11 protein-coding genes are annotated in these 15042 nt (G+C 63.4%); 4 read left to right on the forward strand and 7 right to left on the reverse strand.

Annotation, left to right across the window (positions count from 1 at the left end):
* Positions 1–219: 219 nt before the first annotated feature.
* On the reverse strand, positions 220–2694 hold the full coding sequence (locus EO174_RS13440; RefSeq protein ID WP_104582992.1) for an acyl-CoA dehydrogenase: 2475 nt from the start codon (positions 2692–2694) through the stop codon (positions 220–222).
* Positions 2691–3614 (reverse strand): alpha/beta hydrolase, encoded by a 924-nt coding sequence (locus EO174_RS13445; RefSeq protein WP_164740201.1) that lies wholly within the window; start codon positions 3612–3614, stop codon positions 2691–2693. The genes EO174_RS13440 and EO174_RS13445 overlap by 4 nt, the downstream gene beginning before the upstream one ends.
* A gap of 137 nt (positions 3615–3751) precedes the next feature.
* Between EO174_RS13445 and EO174_RS13450 the strand changes: the two genes are divergently transcribed.
* Positions 3752–4360 carry a TetR/AcrR family transcriptional regulator gene (locus EO174_RS13450; RefSeq protein ID WP_104582993.1) on the forward strand — a complete coding sequence of 203 codons (609 nt, stop codon included), beginning with the start codon at positions 3752–3754 and terminating at the stop codon, positions 4358–4360.
* A gap of 105 nt (positions 4361–4465) precedes the next feature.
* Here EO174_RS13450 and EO174_RS13455 read toward each other — a convergent pair whose 3' ends face one another.
* From EO174_RS13455 to EO174_RS13465, 3 genes are all read right to left on the reverse strand, one after another.
* Positions 4466–7303: a TonB-dependent receptor gene (locus EO174_RS13455; RefSeq protein WP_104648198.1), complete on the reverse strand. Its 2838-nt coding sequence runs from the start codon at positions 7301–7303 to the stop codon at positions 4466–4468.
* A 240-nt stretch (positions 7304–7543) separates the two neighbouring features.
* Positions 7544–8380 carry a hypothetical protein gene (locus EO174_RS13460; RefSeq protein ID WP_180497030.1) on the reverse strand — a complete coding sequence of 279 codons (837 nt, stop codon included), beginning with the start codon at positions 8378–8380 and terminating at the stop codon, positions 7544–7546.
* Positions 8381–8532: 152 nt separating this feature from the next.
* On the reverse strand, positions 8533–9423 hold the full coding sequence (locus tag EO174_RS13465; RefSeq protein WP_126944990.1) for an Hsp33 family molecular chaperone HslO: 891 nt from the start codon (positions 9421–9423) through the stop codon (positions 8533–8535).
* Between the two features lie 74 nt (positions 9424–9497).
* On the opposite strand from EO174_RS13465, the gene mtgA reads away from it, so the two are divergent.
* Genes mtgA through EO174_RS13480 form a run of 3 tightly spaced genes read left to right on the forward strand, consistent with a single transcriptional unit; the run spans position 9498 to position 11675 of the window.
* Positions 9498–10238 carry a monofunctional biosynthetic peptidoglycan transglycosylase gene (gene mtgA / locus EO174_RS13470; protein ID WP_104582997.1) on the forward strand — a complete coding sequence of 247 codons (741 nt, stop codon included), beginning with the start codon at positions 9498–9500 and terminating at the stop codon, positions 10236–10238.
* A 2-nt stretch (positions 10239–10240) separates the two neighbouring features.
* Positions 10241–11287, forward strand: coding sequence for a glycosyltransferase family 2 protein (locus tag EO174_RS13475; protein WP_104582998.1), 1047 nt, complete (start codon positions 10241–10243; stop codon positions 11285–11287).
* Entirely contained in the window at positions 11247–11675 is a 429-nt protein-coding gene (locus EO174_RS13480) for a CBS domain-containing protein (protein ID WP_104648196.1), read from the forward strand. The genes EO174_RS13475 and EO174_RS13480 overlap by 41 nt, the downstream gene beginning before the upstream one ends.
* Before the next feature lie 642 nt (positions 11676–12317).
* Here the strand turns inward: EO174_RS13480 and EO174_RS13485 are convergent.
* Both EO174_RS13485 and EO174_RS13490 read right to left on the reverse strand, forming a co-directional pair.
* Positions 12318–14273, reverse strand: a complete 1956-nt coding sequence (locus EO174_RS13485) for an AsmA family protein (protein ID WP_126944993.1) — start codon at positions 14271–14273, stop codon at positions 12318–12320.
* Positions 14274–14331: 58 nt separating this feature from the next.
* Positions 14332–14976: a hemolysin III family protein gene (locus EO174_RS13490; protein WP_115677689.1), complete on the reverse strand. Its 645-nt coding sequence runs from the start codon at positions 14974–14976 to the stop codon at positions 14332–14334.
* Between the last annotated feature and the right edge of the window lie 66 nt (positions 14977–15042).

Below are 15042 nucleotides of genomic sequence, written 5' to 3' on the forward strand. Positions count from 1 at the left end.
GAACCCGGCCGCGACGGGGCGTCACCGGTAATGCCTCATCGCGGCCAGGTCCGCTCCTACCTTGGCAGCACGCTGAGGCTGCAGGCGCGGTGAACTGGCCGAAGACCACGGCGACAGGCAGGCAGCCGCGAGATGGTCGGTTTCCACACCAGCCGGTCTCCACACACGACGACGGCGGGCCGAAGCCCGCCGTTGTCTGCTGTCACCTTGCCCTGCGCCTTACGCTGCTTCGCGCGGTTGCTGGGCCTGCGGCTTGTCGTAGTAGCTGGCCGCTCGCAACTCGTGCGGCTCGAAGTCGTCCACGGTAATGGTGTCCATCATCATCTCGCGCAACTCTTCCAGCTGCCTGCGCTCGTCGCCGGTGATCACGCCTTCGGCCACCGCCTCGTCCAGCTGTGCGGTGAAACCCAGCGCTTCGATGCCCTTGGTCTTGAGCGCCTTGAGGAACTTGCGCTCCACCGGCTCGGCCAGCACGGCCTTGGCCAGATAGCTGGCGATACGCCCGCCCGGATTGTTGGCACAGGGGGTCAGGAACACGCCCTGGGCCAGGCGGTCGCGCGCTTCGTTCGGCGTCATCAGGATCGATGCCACGCGGTGCCCCAGGCGGTCGCCCGGCGCTTCGGCACGACGGCCCAGCGGGAAGATCAGCAGCCACATCAACCAGCCCACCGGCCGGATCGGGAAGTTGCGCAGCGCCGCCGACAGCGCGGTTTCGATCTTGTGCACGCTGTCATGGAACGCCCATGCCAGCAGCGGCTGATCGGTCGCCGGCGCGCCTTCGTCGTGATAGCGCTTGAGCATCGCGCTGGTCAGGTAGATGTGGCTCAGCACATCGCCCAGCCGGCCGGACAGGGATTCCTTGAACTTGAGCTTGCCGCCGAGCATCAGCATCGACACATCGGCCATCAACGCCAGGTTGGCGGAATAACGATCCAGCTTGCGGAAGAAGCGACGCGTGTACGCATCACCCGGCGCTGCACCGATGCGTGCGCCGGTCAGCCCGAACCAGAACGAACGCACCGCGTTGGAGATACCGAAGCGGATATGACCGAACAGGCTCTGGTCGAACGCTTCCAGACCACGGCGCGTATCCGGATCCTGCGCCGCCTGCATTTCCTTCATCACCCACGGATGGCACAGGATCGCGCCCTGGCCGAAGATCAGCAGGCTGCGGGTCATGATGTTGGCACCTTCCACGGTCACGCCGATCGGCGCCGCCTGCCAGGCACGGCCGGCGAAGTTGCGCGGCCCAAGGATGATGCCCTTGCCGCCGATCACATCCATCATGTCGCTGACCACTTCGCGGCCCATGGTGGTGCAGTGGTACTTGGCGATCGCCGACGGCACCGACGGCACATCGCCACGGTCCACCGCTGCGGCAGTGGCCTGCGACAACGCACTGATCGCATACGCCTTGCCACCGATCCGTGCGAGCGCTTCTTCCACGCCTTCGAAGCGGCCGATCGACAGACCGAACTGCTTGCGAATGCGCGCATACGCACCGGTGACCACCGCGGCGTACTTGCCGCCACCGCTGGCCGTTGAGGGCAGGGTGATCGAGCGGCCCACTGCCAGGCACTCGTTGAGCATGTTCCAGCCCTTGCCGACCATTTCCACGCCGCCAATCAACTGGCTCAGCGGGATGAACACTTCCTCGCCATGGATCGGGCCGTTCTGGAACGGCGAATTGAGCGGGAAATGGCGACGGCCGATTTCCACGCCAGGGGTCTCGCGCGGCAGCAGCGCCAGGGTGATGCCGATGTCCTTCTTGTCGCCGATCAGGCCATCCGGATCGTAGGCGCGGAATGCCAGGCCGATCAGCGAGGCGACCGGCGCCAGGGTGATGTAGCGCTTGTCGAAGGTGAGCTTGACGCCGAGCACGTTGGCGCCGTTCCACTCGCCCTTGCAGACGATGCCGTAGTCGGGGATCGAGGTCGCATCGGAGCCGGCGAACGGGCCGGTCAGGCCGAAGCACGGCACCTCGGCACCCACCGCCAGGCGCGGCAGGTAATAGTCCTTCTGTTCCGGCGTGCCGTAATGCAGCAACAGCTCACCCGGCCCGAGCGAGTTGGGCACGCCGACGGTGGAGCTGACCACGCTGGAGATCGAGGACAGCTTCTGGATCACCTTGTGATGCGCCAGCGCACTGAAGCCCAGGCCGCCGTACTGCTTGGGAATGATCATGCCGAAGAACTTGTTCTTCTTGATGTACTCCCACAGCTCCGGCGGCAGGTCGGCGTGGACATGGGTGATCTCCCAGTCGTTGACCATCTTGCACAGCTCTTCGACCGGGCCGTCCAGGAATGCCTGCTCTTCGGCGGTCAATTGCGGCTTGGGGTAGTTGAGCAGCTTCTGCCAATCCGGATCGCCGGTGAACAGCTCGCCTTCAAAGCCCACCGAGCCGGTTTCCAGTGCGATGCGTTCGGTCTGCGACAACGGCGGCAGTACCTTGCGGAAGAAACCCATCAGCGGCGTGGTCAGCAGCGGCTTGCGCAGGAACGGCAACAGCACCGGCGCGGAGACCAGCACCACCAGCACGGCAGCGACGATGGTCGCGGTGAGATTGGCCCCCAGCAACCAGCAGGCCACCAGCACACAGGCGCTCAGCGCAACCCAGGTGGCAAGGCGCATGCGGTGATAGGCAGCGATGCCCGCCGCCAGGATGACGAAGAGAAACGGTGCAACGATGCTCATGGTCTTGCTCCAGTGACATGCTCGGTAATGTTGGACGCTGCGATGGTGCCAACCGGGGGCAGTGCGTCCAGATAATGCAACACGGTTGCGGTAAACGTGGTGTTGTCGTCGCCGGCCAGCATGTGCGTGGCATCGGGCAGATGCACGTGCTGCGCATGCGGCGCGATCGACAGGAATTCGCTGATGGTGTCCGGCGTGACCAGATCGCTGCGCCCGCCGCTGATCAGCAGGAGCGGGCAACGCACCTGCGCGGCGGCGTCCAGCAAGGTCTGCTGCTGTGCGTGCGGGTCCTGACCTGCCAGCTCATCGACCAGCCGCGGATCCCAATGCCAGTGCCACCTGTTGTCCGCCCGCTGCCTCAGCAAGGCCTGCAGCTGCTCGGCCGTCTTGCGCGGGCGTTGCGGCAGATACGCGGCAATTGCGTCGGCAGCGGCATCCAGCGATGCGAAACCCTCCGGATGCGCGGTCATGAAACGCAGGATGCGCTCCACGCCTGCGGTATCCCAGCGCGGCGTGATGTCGACCAGGACGATCGCGCGAAACAGGCCGGGCCAGCGCGCCTCCGCAAGCAGGCCGAACAAGCCGCCCATTGATGCGGCGACCAGCACCGGCGGCGCGGCCTGCTCGCCCGCCAGCACAATCAAGTCGTCGGTGAATTGCGTTGCCGAGTAGGGCAGGCCAACGTCGTTGAAGCCGGAGTCGCCATGACCGCGCGCGTCGTAGGCCAGCGCCCGGTAGCCAGCGTCGGCCAGTCGAGCCGCAGTGCTTTCCCAGGCGTACCGGGTCTGTCCAAACCCATGTGCCAGCAACACCGTCGCTGCGTTGCCCGCGCCTCGCTCCGACACCGCAAGCGAGGTATCGCCAGCAGTGATGCGAATGCTGGACGCACTGTGGGCAAGGCTAGAAGGAGAGGAAACCATACCTCATGGTATGGACCTGCCCGGGCCACTGTCAATACTGCCAAGTATGGACGGTTAAGCCATTGAATCGTGGCAGTTGTGTGTCCGTTGTGTGATGCATACTGCAACTGACGCAAGCGTATGGTTAAATCGCGTCAATGAATGACATCCCCGACCCGAGCCTCACCACGCCCCGCGCCACGTCCGGTCGCGGCAACCGCCTCAGTGCGGACGATTGGGCGCAGGCCGCACTGGACCTGATCGCCGAACAAGGCGTGGGCGCCGTCGCAGTGGAGCCGCTGGCACGCCGTCTCGGCGTGACCAAGGGCAGCTTCTATTGGCACTTCCCCTCCCGCGATGCCTTGCTGCAGGCAGCGCTCGAACGCTGGGAGATCTTCGAACAGAAGGAGGTGTTCGGCAGCCTGGAAGACGTCCCGGACCCCAGCGCACGCTTGCGCGCGCTGTTCCAGCTGGTCGCGCACGAAGTCAAACCGCATGTCATCTACAGCGAACTGCTCAAGGCACTCGACCACCCGGCCGTGCGTCCGGTCATCGACCGCGTCTCGCAGCGCCGTCTCGACTACCTGATCGCCTCGTTCCGCCAGGCCGGCCTGAGCCGCACCGACGCCCAACACCGTGCGCGCCTGGCCTACGCCGCCTACGTCGGTTTCCTGCAACTCTCATTGCAGTTGCAGCAGCCCAAGCAAGCCCGCGAAGACTTCGAAGCCTACGTCGAGCATGTGATCCAGACGTTGATTCCGGGCTAGGTTTCAGGCGTCCGGCATACGTCGATGTCTGATCGTTGAGCAAAGAAAAACCGCGACTCTTTCGAGCCGCGGTTTTTGGTTACGCATTACATAAACAGCCGATTATCAGAACTTCTGGGTGTAACGCATGTAGTAGAAGCGACCCGGGATTTCGTACTGCGAGTCAAAGCTGTTGGCAAATGCCGTTGCCGACTGCGGCGGATCACGATCAAAGGCATTGTTCACACCCACGGTGACGCGGGCATTCCAGGGTGCTTTCCAGTAGGCGCTGATGTCTGTATAGGTGACACTCGGCACGTGGTTACGCGGAGCAGCTCCCGCACTGGTAACGCGATCGGCATCAGAGCAGAGTAGGCCGATATTGGTCGGGTTGGCCAAGTTGGCACCAGTACAGTTTTCGACCTGCGAGCTGTAATAACGCATTGCAACCGAGCTGCCGACGTCGCCCAATTCCCAATTGGCCATCAGGTTAGAACGCAAGCGCCAATTGTTGTCTCGCGCCGAGCCACCGCGATACAAACCCACACGCTCTTCGGGGTCCTGCAAAGGCTTATCAACGGTGAACTTGGTCAAATAGGTTGAGTCCCAAACAAAGCTGAAGCTTCCCCACGCGGTTTCCGGCAAGCGATAGCCGAACGTGAAGTCAAAACCTTCGGCTTCGATGCTGGCAATGTTGCGAGGAACGGCAAGCATGTTCGAGATTTCACCGGTGCTTTCGCGGGTGATCAACGCACAGGTCGACTGGATGCCAGCGACATAGCAGCTGTCCAGCAATTCCTGGGCAGTCTGGGTATCGATCGCATTTTCAATCTTGACGGTCCACCAGTCGACTGCGATGTCCAGACCCGTCACGAAGCCTGGGCTGTAAACGAAGCCGAGCGTTTTGGATGTGGAGGTCTCAGGTCCGAGGGCCTCGCTGCCGCCTACGGTGGTGCGGATCTGCGAATTTGCCTGAGCATAAGGCGTTACACCTGCGCAGGAGCCCGGAATTGCACCGTTGACGCTACCATCGGTGTACGAGCCGGCGCACGGATCGCGAACGTCTTCAAAGGTGTCACTCACGCCCGAGAACAGTTCGCTGATGGACGGCGCCCGGAACCCTTCCGACCAGTTACCACGGATCATCAAGTCAGTGATGGGCTTCCAGCGAAAACCAAACTTGCTGTTGGTCGTGTCGCCGAAGTTGCTGTACTTGGAGTAACGCGTAGCCAGACTGAAATCGAGCAGCTGGGCGCCCGGCAAATCTGCCAACAGCGGCACTGCCAACTCGAGATAAGCTTCGTCCAAGTCGTACCCGCCACTGGTTGCGGTACGGGCATTGCCGGTTGTGTCACCGGAGTTGATCAACGCATCCGGATCGTCAAAACCGGATTCTTCCCGATGTTCAACGCCCAGCGAGAAGGCGAACGCACCTCCCTGCATATCGAACAGCTCGCCACCGATGCTGCCGTAGTAGCTCTTCTGCTCATAGCCGTAGACGTCATGTGCCTTGAAGCCAGCATAGTCAATCATCTCAGGCGTCATCGAACCGGCGCCGCCCAGCAGATTCAGCGGGACGCAGCCATCAATCGTCGAGGCAGCCGTACCGCAACGGGCCACACCGGTTGCATCGACAAAGGACGGACCCAGCGCACTCCGCAGAGCAGAAATGTTGAAGAAGCCAGTCGTGATGTCGGTCTGGTCATTCTTGCCGTAAAACATGCCCGCTTCCCAATTGAAGAAGCGGCTGCCAACTTCGAAGTCACCTTCGAAAGCGCCGTTAAAACCGTACGTTTTGACGTTCTGCGAGTAGATGCGGCCACCGGTCTCGTTTGCACGATACTGGATGTAGTCGATGTCACGGCCGAAGTTGTTATAGATGTTGTCGGCATCGATGACGATGTTGGCACCGTTGGTACCTGGGGCAGCGCGACCGAGCACGATCGGCATTGCCGCCAGAACCTGGGACGACTCGCGTTCGTTGTAGGTAACTGTCGTCTTGAAGCGCACGTTATCGGTGATGCTCAAACCTGCATCAGCGAAAACGGACTTACGCTCCTGAGGAGTTACCAGGTAGTTGGTCGGAGCGAAGTTGTAGCTGTCCGCTGCCGTATACGGCCGGGTAGTGGTACCGCCGTTACCAGTCACAAAGTAGCCAGGCGCGCCATTCAGCCGCGTCGCACCATTGCTGGTGGCACCGGTGGGGCCAAACACTGCAAAGCGACCGCTTGGAGTGGTTGAGCTGTTGCCGGTACCAGGAACAGCACCAAACACTGGAACTGCAGAGATTTCGCGGTCACCCGCCCAAACGGGCTCTTCCTTTACATAACCCACGCCCAAGGTCGCGTGCCAGCGATCGCCAGCCGAGCCAATAGTAAAATCATAGGACTCGCGGCTGCCGTCGCCTTTATCGTACTGACCGTAGTAGGCGTTCGCTTCCGCGCCATCGAAGTTCTGACGCAGAATGATATTGACCACACCGGCGATAGCATCAGAGCCGTAGATCGTGGAAGCGCCATCCTTCAGGACTTCGATGCGCTCGACGGCAGCAGTCGGAATCGTGTTGAGATCGACCGCGCCGCCCAGGCCGGTGCCGCCGACCCAGCGACGACCGTTGACCAGCACCAGGGTGCGGTTGGAGCCGAGGTTACGTAGGTTGACGCGGGTCTCACCGTTACCACCATTGTTGACGTTGGTGTTGAGTGCCGAGCCATTGGTGCTGATGTTCTGAATCACATCGCCGATCGAGGTCAAACCCTGCGATTCGATCTGCTGACGGCTCATGCTGAAGACCGGCTGCGATGTTTCCACGTCGGCGCGCTTGATGCGCGAACCGGTCACCTCGATCTTGTCGAGGTTGGTGGTGCCGCCGGCTTCCTGGGCGATGGCGGTACCGGTACCGCCGACGCCCACGACAAGCGCGAGGACGACTGCATCGCGCAGCTTGTTGGACTTGCAATTCATTAGCTCTCTCTCCAAGTGATCTTGGGTACTGCCAAGGGTTGTTTGCCTGTCGGGGGGTCCGAAGAAGCGGATCCAAAACGTCAGGGTGAACCGATGGTATATGCGTTATGCGAGAAATTAAAGTCCCGTTAACGAAAAAGAAGAAAGGCGTGAAAGACGGCGTGGGGCACATTGCCAGAACGAAAAACGCCACCGGCTGCGGGCCGATGGCGTCACATCAAATCATTTCAAATCAATGGTTTAGAGGTCTTGCTCGTACCGGACGTACGGAATCGTACCGTCGCTGTTGCTCTCGTTGCTCGGCGCAAACGGGTTCTTGCCACGGGAAATCACGTTCTCGGCGCCGACCGTCAACTGGCCGCTCCAGGGGGTACGCCAGGTCAGGCCCAGGCCCAGACCTTCCCACTTTTCCGGCTGGCCGGGAACATCGACGACGCGGCCGATGACGTTGGCGCTGAAGGCGCCGTAGCCGCCACCGACGCTCAGGGTCTTGCTGTCCCACTGGTCGGCGATCGCCGGCGAAACGTCGGCCAGCGGCACCAGGCGCGCGCGCGCATAGGTCCCGCCGATCGAGACGAAGCCCTCGCGGCCAATGTTCTTCTGCCCGAATACGGTCAGGTCGTTCTGTTCGACGCGGGTCAGCGGTGCCTTGCCGGCACCGATCAACCAGGCCGGCAGGGTGTCGCGGCCAGTGCCGGCGGTGACGCCGGCGCGGGCGCCAGCGCGGTTGAAGCCCAGCGTGGCCGAGACGCGGCGCGATGCTGCGGCGCTGTCTTCCTCGTCGTCGCCAATGCCTGCAAGCAGACAGTGGCTGGCGAGTCCGTTGATGTTGGTGCCGCGGCTGCTGTTGCAGATCAGGCCCAGCGAATCGCCGGAGGTCAGGCCGAAGGCCGCGTCCAGCGAGTTGCGACCGAAGTGCCAGCGTGCGCCAGCCTTCTGCTCGCCAGTGGGCTCCAGGTACAGAAAGGCTTCGACCTTTCCGCTGCCCTTGTTCCACACCGGCAGGATGGTGCTCTCGCGCAACTGCTGGGATGCCGACTGCGCGTGCGCACCCGTGGCTGCCGCGAGGGCAACCAGCAAAGCGAGCGGAAGGCGAAGAAGGTGTCGCATACCAGAGTTCAGACCCAGGGGCAGTTGTTAAGTTCCCGAGAGCGGGCAATCAGAATGCTAGGGCGTTTATGATTATTTAACAAGTAGCCGCGTTCCCCGGAATGCAGCACCAACGCTATCTATTGCAACCTTTCCGGCGCGTCCAATGACGGCTGCGCCCCGCTGAAAAATACGTCCAGCGCGGTCAACGGAAAGTGATACTCACGCCCGCAGAACTCGCAGCGGACCTCGACCTCGCCGGTCGCCTCGGCAGCGGCACGCGCCTCGTCTTCGCCCAGCGATTGCAGCATCGAAGCGACCCGCTCGCGCGAGCAGGAGCAGCCGAAGCTGAGCGGCTTGCTGCCCAGCAACTGGGTGTCTTCCTCGTGGAACAACCGGTGCAGCAGGTCCTCGCTGGCGACCGAGAGCAGTTCCGGTGCGCCCAGGGTGTCGAACAGGGCGCCGATGCGGGTCCAGCCATCGTTGTCGCCTTCGTCGCCAGGCAACTTTTGCAGCAACAGGCCGGCGGCCTGGTCCGGGCCCGCGGCCAGCAGCAGCCGGGTCGGTAGCTGCTCGGATTGATGGAAATAGGTTTCGAAGGCTTCGGCCAGGTCCGGCGCCTGCATGCCGACCAGGCTCTGGTAGCGCTGTGGTTCACGCGGGTCCAGGCCGGGGTTCTCGATGGTGATCGCCAGCAGCGCGGCCTCGCCCAGTTCGCGCAGGTCGGCGGGCGCATCGGCACCGTCGGCCAGCTGCACGATGCCGCGCAAGGTGCCGGCTGCGGTGCATTCGGCGAACAGGGTGCGCAGGGTCTGGTTGCCGCGCAGTTGCACCGACAGGCGCCCGTCGACCTTGGTGTGTCCGGTGAACAAGGCTGAGGCCACCGCTGCTTCGCCGAGCAACTGGCGGGCGGCGGGCGGGTAGTCGGCCGCTCCCTGGATGTCGTGCCAGGCCTGGGTCAGGCGCACATGGACGCCGCGCACGCCAGCGGCAGGCAGCAGGAAACGGGAAAGCTGATCGTGATCGGTCATGGGGACATCGGACGTAAGGGACGCCGGTTGCCGGATAATGCAACGAGCATCGGAATGAAAGGTCGTAGCGAACAATGGGGACGGATGCATTGGATGGCAAGCAGGTGGCGCCAGCGCGGCGCGCGGGGCGCTGGCTGCGTTGGCTGTTGGCGGCCCCGCTGCTGTTCGCTGCCGCGAGCGTGTTGCAGGTGCTGGTGCTGCGGGTGATCGATCCGCCGGTCAGCAGCATGATGGTGGGGCGCTATCTGGAAGCCTGGGGCGAGGGCGACTGGCGTTTTTCGCTGCACCAGCAATGGCGCGACTACGACAGGATCGCCGCCAGCCTGCCGATTTCGGTGGTGGCTGCGGAGGATCAGCAGTTTCCGCTGCATCACGGCTTCGACCTGCAGGCGATCGAAAAGGCGCGCGACCACAATGCGCGCGGCGGACGCGTGCGCGGGGCCAGCACGATCAGCCAGCAGGTCGCCAAGAACGTGTTCCTGTGGCAGGGCCGCAGTTGGCTGCGCAAGGGCCTGGAGGCCTGGTACACGGTGCTGATCGAGTTGCTGTGGCCGAAGCAGCGCATTCTGGAGATGTATCTCAACGTGGCCGAGTTCGGCGACGGGGTGTACGGCGCGCAGGCCGCTGCCCGGCAGTTCTGGGGCAAGGATGCGGCGGGGCTGTCGCCGGGCGAATCGGCGCGTCTGGCAGCGGTCCTGCCTTCGCCACGCCGCTATGACGCACGTCGTCCCGGCGCCTATGTGCAACGGCGGGCGGCATGGATCCAGCGGCAGGCGCGCCAGCTGGGCGGCCCCGCGTATCTGCAGGCGCCATGAGCATGCAGACGTCCGGCCCCGCCCAGCTGCCGTTGGCAGCAGACCGCCTGACGGTGGTGATTGCGGCCTATAACGAGGAGACCAGCATTCCGCAGCTGCACCCGCGCCTGTGCGCAGTGCTGGCGGGCTTGCACGGCGTGCAGACGCATGTGCTGTATGTCGATGATGGCAGCAGCGACGGCACCTGGAGCGTGCTGCAGGCGCTTGCCGATGCCGACCCGCAGGTGAGCGCGGTGCGGCTGTCGCGTAATTTCGGCAAGGAAGTGGCCATTTCTGCCGGCCTGGACCATGTGTTGCCCGGTGCGGTGGTGCTGCTCGATGCCGATGGACAGGACCCGCCGGAGCTGATTCCCGAATTCGTCGCGCTGTGGCGCGCCGGTTACGACAACATCTTCGGCACGCGGATTTTTCGCGAGGGCGAGAGCTGGTTGAAGCGCAGCGCGGCGCATGCGTTCTATCGGGTGATCCGGCAGTTGTCGCGCACGCCGATTCCCGCCGATACCGGGGATTTCAGGCTGCTGTCGCCGCGGGTGGTGGAGGCCTTGCAGCAGCTGCGCGAGCGCCACCGTTTCATGAAGGGGCTGTTTGGCTGGGTCGGGTTTCGCCAGGTGGCGCTGCCGTATCGGCGTGCGCCGCGGCTGTCGGGGCGCAGCAAGTTCACGGTGTGGCGGCTGTGGAACTTCGCGCTGGATGGCATCACCAGTTTTTCCACCGTGCCACTGCGCGCGGCGACCTATCTGGGCTTGCTTACCGCGCTGGTGGCATTCCTGTTCGGTGGCTGGGTGGTGATCAAGGCGGCGCTGATGGGCGACCCGGTGGCCGGCTGGCCGACCATGATGTCGGTGATCCTGTTCCTTGGCGGCATCCAGCTGATTGCCCTGGGCCTGATCGGCGAATACCTGGGCCGGTTGTATGACGAGGCCAAGCAGCGTCCGCTGTACCTGGTCGATACCCACCGCGGCGTGGTGGGAGTAGTCTGCGACCACCAGACCAAGCGCGGAGCGGGCCATGCAGACCGTACGACAGCTATTGGGGACCAAGCAGGTTGAGGTGTTCGCCGTGGCGGCAGACGCTGCAGTGATCGAGGCGATCCGGATGATGGCCGAGAAAGGCATCGGCGCGGTATTGGTGATGGACGGACCACGGCTGGTCGGCATCGTGTCCGAGCGCGATTACGCGCGCAAGGTGGTGCTGCGCGACCGCGCTTCATCGACCACCAGTGTTGCCGAGATCATGAGCACCCAGGTGGTGACGGTGTCGCCGTCAGACACGGTGGAGCGCTGCATGCAGTTGATGACCGACGGACGCTTCCGGCATCTGCCGGTGCTGGACAACGGGCGCGTGCAGGGCGTGATTTCCATCGGCGATCTGGTCAAGGCGGTGATCGAGCGCCAGCAGCACGATATCGATCAATTGCAGCGTTACATCGCCAGCTAGAGCCGTGCCGGCTGGGTTCCCTGCGTCTTGCCTTGAACGGCGCTTCTGCCCGGGCTGGCTTGATGAGTGTGGCGGGCAGAGAGATGAGTGTCAGGGGGTTTTATCTGCAGCCTATTGCAGGGCCCTTGCCCGCCCACCATCGCAGGACACGCCGCAAGTACGTCCTTGTAGGCTCTTACGCGGCATCCATGCCGCGTAAGGTCCCGCGACGGTGAGCGGGCAAGGACCTATCGAGATATTCAGTGTGCATGGTCCAAGCAATGCACGATGCATTCGTTCGATAGCGATGCGGATCAACGTCCGATCCCCTTCGTGCTACCAGAAGCTTTTTCACGTGGCCTTCGACCGACTTTTTGGTGCGGTGTCCTTGCCGGTTGCAGGACCGTATAGCGGCAGGGATGCCGCCACCAAGCTTCCAAGGACGAATTCACGGCGCGTCCTGCGAGCGGTGAGGTGCCGCGCACGACTCACCGAGCGTTTGCCTGAGCATCCTGCCTGCAAGAACCGATGACGCTGTTCGCCATCGCTGCGTGTGTCTGTTGAGAAGTGCACCCGTCAAAGAAAGTGCATACGCTCAACACGTAGCCACCATCGCTGCAGCGTTTGGCAGATTTGCTGGTCGCCCAAGGTATTGCCGCGAGCTTACTTCGCGAACTTGCCACCGCAGTCGCTGTCCTTGCCCGGACCCGGTTCGAAGGTCGCGAGCAAGGCGGCGGGCGGGGCGATCATGCCCAGGCCGACTGCAAGCGCGCCACGCAGGCCCAACGCCTTGAAGTCGGGACGGAAGGTCGGATCCTTGAAGCTGCCGCCGATCCGCAACGGCGAGCGCAGGCTCAGGATGCTGCGGTCTTTCGGGCGCGGGCGCAGCAGCAGGTTTAGCGTCTCGTCCTTCAAGCTGATGCTGCCTTCGCCAACGATGATGGTGTCGGTGCTGTCGAAGGCCAGCGCACGCGATTGCATCAGGCCGTCCTGCACCCCGAAGTCGCCGAAGATGCAGCGCACCGGAATCTGACGGTCCTTGGTGACCAGATATTTCAGCGACTCGGCGATATCCAGCCCGGCCAGTTCCATGATCAGGTTGCCGACATGCCCACGGCCCATGCCGACGCCGATCGTGCCGTCGGCGGTACCGAGCATCGCTCCGATCGAGTTGCCGCGGCCACGCAGATCGAACTCGCCGCCGATGGCACCCGAGGCTTGTTTGGCAAGCGTCGTGTCGGGGAACAGCTGATCCAGCCGGATGCCGCGAAGGCCAGCCTTGAGCTGCGTGGTGATCACCTCGTTGCGCGCATCCATGCGGATGGTGGAGCGGATGTCGCCGCCGGCAACGCCGAAGTTGAGCGGATCCAGCTGCAGCAGACCGTCCTTCAATGTCAGTGAGGCGTCCATGTCGTCCAGCGGCCATGATGGCGCATTGATGCGCTGCGCGCGCCAGCGCACCTGCGCATCCATCGCACGCAGCTTGGACAGGTCATAAGGTGTGCTGGGCAGCACGCGGGCGCTGGCTGCGAGTTGTGCGGCCTGCTTTTTCTGTTCGGCGTTTGCCGACTCGTTCGCGCCGGTCTTCGGCGGTGCGCCGACAAAGCCTGCCAGGTCGTCGAAATCCAGGCGTTTGGACGCCAGATCCGCACGCAGGAACGGACGCTTGTTGCGCAGGTCCACTTCCGCGGTACCTGCCAGATCGCTATCGCCGGCGGTGCCGGTGAACTTTTCGTAGCGCCAGAGCTGGCCGTTGCGGCGCAGATGACCATCGAGCTTGTACGGCGGCGTCGACGGCATGGCTACGCCGGTCAGCGGATACAGATCCTGCATGTCCTGGCCGCTGAGTGCCATTTGCAGATCGAAGACCTGGAACTGGAACGGGTTGGTCAAGGTGCCGCGCACGTGCGTGCGGGTGGCGCCGGCGCTGCCGCGCAGATCGATACGGAACGGATGCTCGCTCTGACTCAGTTCCAGCGGCGAGGCGGTGTTGCCCTTGAGCGTGAAGGGATAGCCCTTCCAGCGGCCCTTGCCATCGATGCCGATGGGCGCCGCACGCTGGTCGCTGCTCGGCGGGGCGAGGCTGTTGATTGCCACATCCACATCCGAGCGATTGGCTGCATCGATGTATTGCAGGCGCCCGTTGTTCACCAGCAGGCGGCCAAGGCGCGGCATGGTGCCATCGCCATCGTCCTGATCGAAGACCCAGTTGCCGGGATGGGTGTCGTCGCCGGCTTCCAGCAGGACGGTCGGGTGATCCAGACGGATTTCCGGCAGACGCAGCTTGCCGCGCAGCAGCGGCCACAACTCGACATCGATCTCGGCCGAGTTGAGCTCGGCCATCGGCCCGCGCTTTGACCATGCCGCATTGGCCAGGCTCAGCCGATTGCCGCGCACCGTGGTCGTGCGGCCCAGCTTCACATCCAGATAGCCGAGGTGGAATTCGCGACCGGTCTTGGCACTGACCAGGCGCTCGACCGGGCCACGCAGCCAGTTCCACTGGAACAGCAGCACGAAGACCACCACGATGGCGGCGACGATGGCGAACCCGGCAAGCCAGCGTCGACGACGTGGCGTGGGGGAAGGAGATGCAGCTGAGGTGTCGGTCACGTTGTTCACGCGGGCCATGGTTGGCGATGGCTCGTGCACGGCGCGCGAACGCGCCGCAGATCGTGCCTCACATGACCTGCGCAATCACCGCAACGAAGTGGCAAGCGCTGCCGGCCAGCACGAACAGGTGCCAGATTGCATGGAAATAGCGCTGGGTGTCGCGCTGGTAGAAATACGTGCCCAGCGTATAGAAGAGTCCGCCGGCCAGCAGCCAGCACAGAGACCAGGTATCGACAGAGCGCAGTAAGGGCTGGATCGCCACGACGATCAGCCAGCCCATCGCCAGATACAGCACCGTCGACAACAGGCGGAAACGACCGGTGAAGAACAGCTTGAAGATCACCCCGGCGGCGGCAATCGTCCAGATCGCGGCAAACAATCCCCAGCCCCAGGAGTCGCGCAGATTGATCAGCGTGAACGGGGTATAGGTCCCGGCGATCAACAGATAGATCGCGCAGTGATCGAGCACCTGCAGGCGCGCCTTGGCGCCCGGATGCGGAATGGCATGAAACAGCGTGGAGGCGACGTACAGCAGTACCAGGGTGGCGCTGAAGACGATGGAGGTGGCCAGTTGCCAGCCATCGCCATAGATGGCGGCCAGCGTGATCAGCACCGAGCCGCCAGCCAATGCAGCAATGGCACCCAGGCCGTGGGTCACGGCGCTGGCTATCTCGTCGCGCAGGTCGGTCGAGGGGGAGGCGTCTGCGTTCATGCCAAAAAGGTACCGCAATTGCGAGCAATTCGCATCGCCGGCAGGTGCGGTTGCGCGCCTTGGTTC

Origin of the sequence: Xanthomonas sp. BRIP62418, assembly GCF_003993495.1 — a bacterium.
Taxonomy (GTDB): Bacteria; Pseudomonadota; Gammaproteobacteria; order Xanthomonadales; family Xanthomonadaceae; genus Xanthomonas; species Xanthomonas euroxanthea.

Coding starts and splice junctions, on each gene's coding strand:
- EO174_RS13490 (WP_115677689.1), bottom strand. CDS start 14,976: ATGAACGCAGACGCCTCCCCCTCGACCGACCTGCGCGACGAGATAGCC.
- EO174_RS13445 (WP_164740201.1), bottom strand. CDS start 3,614: ATGGTTTCCTCTCCTTCTAGCCTTGCCCACAGTGCGTCCAGCATTCGC.
- EO174_RS13465 (WP_126944990.1), bottom strand. CDS start 9,423: ATGACCGATCACGATCAGCTTTCCCGTTTCCTGCTGCCTGCCGCTGGC.
- EO174_RS13480 (WP_104648196.1), top strand. CDS start 11,247: ATGCAGACCGTACGACAGCTATTGGGGACCAAGCAGGTTGAGGTGTTC.
- EO174_RS13450 (WP_104582993.1), top strand. CDS start 3,752: ATGAATGACATCCCCGACCCGAGCCTCACCACGCCCCGCGCCACGTCC.
- EO174_RS13475 (WP_104582998.1), top strand. CDS start 10,241: ATGCAGACGTCCGGCCCCGCCCAGCTGCCGTTGGCAGCAGACCGCCTG.
- mtgA (WP_104582997.1), top strand. CDS start 9,498: ATGGGGACGGATGCATTGGATGGCAAGCAGGTGGCGCCAGCGCGGCGC.
- EO174_RS13455 (WP_104648198.1), bottom strand. CDS start 7,303: ATGAATTGCAAGTCCAACAAGCTGCGCGATGCAGTCGTCCTCGCGCTT.
- EO174_RS13440 (WP_104582992.1), bottom strand. CDS start 2,694: ATGAGCATCGTTGCACCGTTTCTCTTCGTCATCCTGGCGGCGGGCATC.